This window comes from Methanofollis sp., from assembly GCF_028702905.1.
Taxonomy (GTDB): domain Archaea; phylum Halobacteriota; class Methanomicrobia; order Methanomicrobiales; family Methanofollaceae; genus Methanofollis.
In genome coordinates, this window is record NZ_JAQVNX010000117.1 from 1 (window position 1) to 5,688 (window position 5,688).

Below are 5,688 nucleotides of genomic sequence, written 5' to 3' on the forward strand. Positions count from 1 at the left end.
ACGACATGAAGGAAGGTGTCGAGCGTATCGCCACCGAGACCGGCGCCGGGCAGTGGGGTTCCTCCCTCGCCTTTGCGACCGCCCTCTTCGGGATGGCCTGCACCGTGTACATGGTCAGGTCGTCCTATGCCCAGAAGCCGTACAGGAAGAGCATGATGCAGGTCTACGGGGCCGAGTGCATCCCGTCGCCGAGCGAGAAGACGGACGCGGGCAGGAAGGTCCTTGCCGATCATCCAGACACCCCCGGGAGCCTGGGCATCGCGATCTCCGAGGCGGTGGAGGACGCGGTGAACCACGCGAACACGAATTACGCCCTCGGTTCGGTCCTGAACCATGTCTGCCTCCACCAGACCGTGATCGGCCTCGAGGCGCGGGAGCAGATGGCGATGGACGACGTCTATCCCGACACTATCATCGGTTGCGTCGGCGGCGGTTCGAACTTCGCCGGCCTCGCCTTCCCCTTTGTCGGGGACAAACTCCGCGGCAAGCACCCGGAGACCGACGTCGTCGGCGTCGAACCCGCGGCCTGCCCGACCCTCACGAAGGGGCTCTATGCCTATGACTACGGCGACATCGCGGGCCTCACCCCCCTCCTGAAGATGTTCACTCTCGGCCACGACTTCGTGCCGCCGGCGATCCACGCGGGTGGGCTGCGGTACCACGGTGTCTCGCCCCTCGTCGCCCACCTCGCCGAGGCCGGAGCGGTGCGTGCGATCTCCTGCCACCAGAACGAGGTCTTCGAGGCGGCCCTCACCTTCGCGCGAACCGAGGGGATCATCGTCGCCCCCGAGGCGGCCCATGCCGTGAAGGCGGCGATCGACGCCGCCCTCGCCTGCCGGAAGACCGGCGAGGAGAAGGTGATCCTCTTCAACAACTCGGGCCACGGCAACTTCGACTTCGCGAGTTATGATGCCTATCTTGCAGGCGGCCTGCCTGACTACGAATATCCGGCCGAGTTGATCAGGGAGTCGCTTGCGCACCTGCCGAAGGTGGGGTGATGCCGGTGGAATGGATAGTGCCGTAATCGGTGAAACAGAGATATTCAAGCCGGGTTATCAGGAGTTTCTTGCCGCCGCGGAGGGGCGGTCCCGGCCCCTCATCATTCCCCTCTGCCAGGAACTCCCCCTCCCGCCGGTGACGCCGCCGGGAGTCTATGCAGGGCTCTGCGACGGCGTCGGCTTCTTCCTTGAATCGATGGAGGGGAGTGACCGGAGTGCGCGCTACTCGGTGATCGGGGTCGACCCGGTACTCAGGGTATCCGTTGGGGAGACGGCCGAGATATCCGGCACCGGGCCCTTCGTCAGGGTCGCCGCCTCTCCGGACGTTGCCGACCCGGTCGGGGTGGTCAGGTCCATCCTCGGCAGGTTTGCCGTCGCCGATGTCGGCGCCCCGAGATATTTCGGGGGTTTTGTCGGCTACTTCGCGTACGACCTTGTCCACGCGCTCCAGCCGAAGGTCGGGCCCGGCCGCCGTGACGGCCCCGACGCCCCCCTGGCCAGGCTTCTCCTTGCACAGGACTGTATCGTCTTCGACCATCTCGCCGGCAGGATGTACGTCTTCTCAAGCCCCCTGCTGACCGAAGACACAGACCCTCACAGGGCGTACGAGGAGAGCAGAGCGAGGGTCAGGGCGCTGGTTGCAAAGATCAGGGCTCTCGGCCCGGAGGAAGAGAGGCCCCGGCTTTTCCCTGCGGTTGGAGACCTCCCCTGCCGCTCGACCTTCTCGAAGGAGGCCTTCGAGGCTGCCGTCCTGAGGATGAAAGAGCACATCACGGCAGGCAACATCTTCCAGGGCGTCCTGTCCCGGAGGATCGACTGCGACTATCCGGGCGACCCCTTTGCGATCTATAGGGCGCTCAGGGCGATCAACCCGGGCCCGTACATGTACTTCCTGGACTTCGGGGACCAGCAGGTCGCCGGAGCAAGTCCCGAGATGCTCGTCCGCGTGGAGAAGGGAAAGGTCACGACAGTTCCGATCGCCGGGACGCGGCCGAGGGGTGCGACCCCTGACGAGGACGACCGCCTCGAAAAGGATCTCCTTGCCGACGCGAAGGAACGCGCCGAGCACACCATGCTCGTCGACCTCGCCAGAAACGACCTCGGCAGGGTCTGCACCTATGGCTCGGTCCACCTGCCCGCGTTCATGGGTGTCGAGAAGTACTCCCATGTCCAGCATATCGTCTCCACGGTGGAGGGGGCGCTCGACGGCCGGTACGACTGTTTCGATGCCTTCACATCATGCTTCCCGGCAGGCACGGTCTCGGGAGCCCCGAAGATCCGGGCGATGCAGATCATCGATGACCTGGAGCCCTGCCGTCGCGGCATATATGCCGGTGCGGTCGGCCATGTCGGTTTCGACGGGGACATGGACGTCGCCATCGCGATCAGGACCGTCGTCGTCGAGGACGGGACGGCGTCGGTCCAGGTCGGCGCCGGCATAGTAGCCGATTCCATCCCCGAAAACGAGTGGGAGGAGACCGGGAGCAAGGCTGCGGCCATGCTCCGGGCGATCGCATACGGGAGGAGAGACCTATGAGAGTGCTCATCATCGACTGCTATGACAGTTTCACCTACAACCTCTACCAGCAGGTCGGAAAGCTCGGCGGCGAACCGGTCGTCGTCAGGAACGACGCCCCGGCCTCGGTGCTCCGGGACATCGACTGCGATCGGGTCATCCTCTCGCCGGGCCCGGGAACGCCCGAGGACGCGGGGCTCTGTCTCGACGCCCTCAGGACAGTCTGTCGCGAGGTCCCGACCCTCGGGGTCTGCCTCGGCCACCAGGCGATCTGCACCGTCTTCGGCGGGCGGGTGACGCGGGCCGGGCGCCTGATGCACGGCAAAACATCCCGGATCATCCACGACGGCGCCGGGATCTTCGACGGCGTCCCCGACCCCTTCTCTGCCACCCGGTACCACTCGCTGGTGGCCGACCGTGCGACCCTGCCGCGGGAACTCGATGTGACGGCGACGAGCCTGGACGACGGCTATGTGATGGGCGTCAGGCACCGGGACTATCCCATCGACGGCATCCAGTTCCACCCGGAGAGCATCCTCTCTCCCGAAGGGGACAGGATCATCGGGAACTTCCTTGCCGGAAAGGGGGCGCGGGCATGATCAGGGAGGCGATCGGTCGGGTGGCCGAAGGCCGCGACCTCTCGGGCAGAGAGGCGGGCGAGGTCATGCACGAGATCCTCAGCGGCGGCGCCACACCGGCACAGGTCGGTGGTTTTCTTGCCGCAATGAGGATGAAAGGCGAGTCTGTCGATGAGATTGCCGCCTTTGCACAGGCGATGCGCGAGGCCTCGGTCAGGATCAGGCCGCGGGTCACCGGCGTCCTCGTCGACACCTGCGGCACGGGTGGCGACGGCAGCGGCACCTTCAATATCAGCACCACGGCTGCCTTTGTCGTCGCCGGTGCAGGCGTGCCTGTCGTGAAGCACGGCAACAGGGGCGCAACAAGCAGGTGCGGTTCGGCCGACGTCCTCGCCGCCCTCGGTGTCGGCCTTGACCTCGGGCCTGAACGCGCCCGGGAGATTGTCGAGGAGATCGGGTTCGTCTTCCTCTATGCGCCGGCGTACCACCCGGCCCTCGGCCGGGTGTCAGGTGTCCGGTCGGAGATCGGGGTCAGGACGGTCTTCAACCTCCTCGGCCCCCTTGCGAATCCTGCCGGTGCAGGGGCGCAACTTGTCGGGGTCTACAGCCCGGCGCTCGTAGAAACGGTCGCCGGCGTGCTGAAGAGCCTCGGCGTCGGGCGGGCGATGGTGGTCCACGGCAGCGGCATCGACGAGATCAGCACCGCAGGGCCGACCCATGTCGCCGAACTCCGTGACGGGGCGGTCCGGACCTATGACCTTGCCTGCGAGGATTATGGGATCCCGCCCGCCTCCCTATCCGACCTTGCCGGTGGGGACACGGCTGAGAACGCACAGATTCTCAGGGGCGTGCTCGACGGCGAGCACGGGCCTGCCCGCGACATCGTCCTCCTCAACGCCGCCGCGGCGATCTATCTCGGGGGACGGGCCCGCAGCCTCAGGGACGGCCTTTGCCGTGCTGAGGACTCGATCGATTCAGGAAAGGCACGGGAAAAACTCGACGCCCTTGTCAGGGCGACAGGGGGTGCCTGATGATCCTGGACGATATCCTCGCCCGCACCCGCGAGCGTGTGGCCGGGCTGGAAGCGGCCGGGCACATCCCTGACTGCCGGGCCTCCGGGCGGTTCAGCCTGACGACGGCGATCCGCACCTCTGAACGGAGGAACGCGGTCATTGCGGAGGTGAAGTACGCCTCCCCTTCCCGCGGCACCCTTCGCGGCGGTGACGCCCCCGAGGTGCTGGCAGGTGACCTCATCGCCAGTGGGTGCGTCGCCCTCTCGGTTCTGACAGAACCCTTCTTCTTCGGGGGCAGTGTGGAAAACCTCCTGAGGGTCGGGCAGGTCTCGCCGGTCCCGCTCCTCAGGAAGGACTTCATCATCGACGAACTCCAGATCAGGGAGACGGCGGCGCTCGGGGCCGATGCGGTCCTTCTCATCGCCGGCGTGCTAGGCAGGGACCTCGGGGACTTCGTGGACCTCTCCCTCGAACTCGGCCTTGAACCGCTCGTCGAGGTCCGCACCCGTGACGAGGCCGAACTCGCTCTTTCTACCGCTGCCGACCTTATCGGGATCAACAACCGTGACCTCTCCACGATGACGACCAACCTGAACACCACGAAGAAACTCTCCGAACTGGTTTCAGGAGAGGGGAGGCTCATCGTCTCCGAGAGCGGCGTCGTCTGGCCCTGCGACGTCCGGGCCCTGCGGCCGTACTGCGATGCGTTTCTCGTCGGTTCGGCCCTCATGTCCTCGGCGCATCCGGGGAAGAGACTGGAGAGGCTGGTATGCGCGTGAAGATCTGCGGGATCACGATGGTCGCCGACGCCGTTGCCGCCGATAGGGCCGGTGCCGACGCGATCGGCGTCGTCCTCTTCTCCGACTCGCCACGGGCGGTCGCTCCTGAAAAGGCGGAGGAGATCTTCTCCTCTCTTGGCCCCTTCACGGCCCGGATCTGCGTCTCGCGGACAGACGACCCGGCAGAACTCGACGAGATCCTCGCCCTCAGCCCTACGGCGGTGCAACTCTACTGCGACCTCCCTGTACCGCCGGGCGTGCGGGTGATCAGGGCGGTCTCCGCCGGGAGACTCCCTCCCGGCAGGTACGACGCGGTCCTCCTCGACCGGAGCGAGGGCACAGGAAGGCGGTACGATCTGAATGAGGCCCGGTCGTTTGTCCTGCGGTCTCCTGTCCCGGTCCTCCTCTCCGGCGGCCTGACCCCGGACAATGTCGGCGAGGCGGTCAGGGCCGTGCGGCCATACGGGGTGGACGTCTCGTCCGGCGTCGAGGACAGCCCGGGCATCAAAAACACACAAAAAATGACGGAATTTATCATGGCATGCAGGAGCATATCCCCATGAAGAAGGGATATTTTGGTGAATTCGGCGGGCAGTTCGTCCCGGAGACCCTGATGGGGGAACTCGGGGCACTGGAGGCCGCCTATGAACGCGCGAAGAACGACCCTGCCTTTCAGGCGGAACTGGAGGGGTACCTCTCGACCTTTGCCGGCAGGGAGACTCCCCTCACGTACTGCCGGAACCTCTCACGCGACCTCGGCTGCCGGGTCTACCTGAAGAGGGAGGATCTCCTCCATGGGGGTGC

At 66.0% G+C, this 5,688-nt stretch carries 6 protein-coding genes and 1 pseudogene; all 7 read left to right on the forward strand.

The features are described from left to right. Window positions 1-998 (forward strand): TrpB-like pyridoxal phosphate-dependent enzyme (locus tag PHP59_RS10970; RefSeq protein WP_300166892.1); only part of this gene is annotated, 998 nt, incomplete at its 5' end. Between the two features lie 10 nt (window positions 999-1,008). Beyond that, the gene (locus PHP59_RS10975) at window positions 1,009-2,535 is read left to right on the forward strand and encodes an anthranilate synthase component I family protein (protein ID WP_300166894.1); all 1,527 of its coding nucleotides are present in this window, start codon (window positions 1,009-1,011) and stop codon (window positions 2,533-2,535) included. After that, entirely contained in the window at window positions 2,532-3,113 is a 582-nt protein-coding gene (locus tag PHP59_RS10980; RefSeq protein ID WP_300166896.1) for an aminodeoxychorismate/anthranilate synthase component II, read from the forward strand. The genes PHP59_RS10975 and PHP59_RS10980 overlap by 4 nt, the downstream gene beginning before the upstream one ends. Continuing rightward, the gene (gene trpD, locus PHP59_RS10985) at window positions 3,110-4,123 is read left to right on the forward strand and encodes an anthranilate phosphoribosyltransferase (RefSeq protein ID WP_300166898.1); all 1,014 of its coding nucleotides are present in this window, start codon (window positions 3,110-3,112) and stop codon (window positions 4,121-4,123) included. Before PHP59_RS10980 ends, trpD begins: the two co-directional genes overlap by 4 nt. Continuing rightward, window positions 4,123-4,884, forward strand: a complete 762-nt coding sequence (locus PHP59_RS10990) for an indole-3-glycerol-phosphate synthase (protein ID WP_300166900.1) — start codon at window positions 4,123-4,125, stop codon at window positions 4,882-4,884. Before trpD ends, PHP59_RS10990 begins: the two co-directional genes overlap by 1 nt. After that, window positions 4,875-5,447 carry a phosphoribosylanthranilate isomerase gene (locus PHP59_RS10995; protein WP_300166902.1) on the forward strand — a complete coding sequence of 191 codons (573 nt, stop codon included), beginning with the start codon at window positions 4,875-4,877 and terminating at the stop codon, window positions 5,445-5,447. Before PHP59_RS10990 ends, PHP59_RS10995 begins: the two co-directional genes overlap by 10 nt. Further along, window positions 5,444-5,688: pseudogene (locus tag PHP59_RS11000) on the forward strand (tryptophan synthase subunit beta); the annotation flags it as partial. The gene PHP59_RS10995 and the pseudogene PHP59_RS11000, both read left to right, overlap by 4 nt.

What these genes read in the sequence shown, in the direction of transcription:
- PHP59_RS10975 (WP_300166894.1), top strand. Translation starts at nt 1,009, where the DNA reads ATGGATAGTGCCGTAATCGGTGAAACAGAGATATTCAAGCCGGGTTAT.
- PHP59_RS10990 (WP_300166900.1), top strand. Translation starts at nt 4,123, where the DNA reads ATGATCCTGGACGATATCCTCGCCCGCACCCGCGAGCGTGTGGCCGGG.
- PHP59_RS10980 (WP_300166896.1), top strand. Translation starts at nt 2,532, where the DNA reads ATGAGAGTGCTCATCATCGACTGCTATGACAGTTTCACCTACAACCTC.
- PHP59_RS10995 (WP_300166902.1), top strand. Translation starts at nt 4,875, where the DNA reads ATGCGCGTGAAGATCTGCGGGATCACGATGGTCGCCGACGCCGTTGCC.
- trpD (WP_300166898.1), top strand. Translation starts at nt 3,110, where the DNA reads ATGATCAGGGAGGCGATCGGTCGGGTGGCCGAAGGCCGCGACCTCTCG.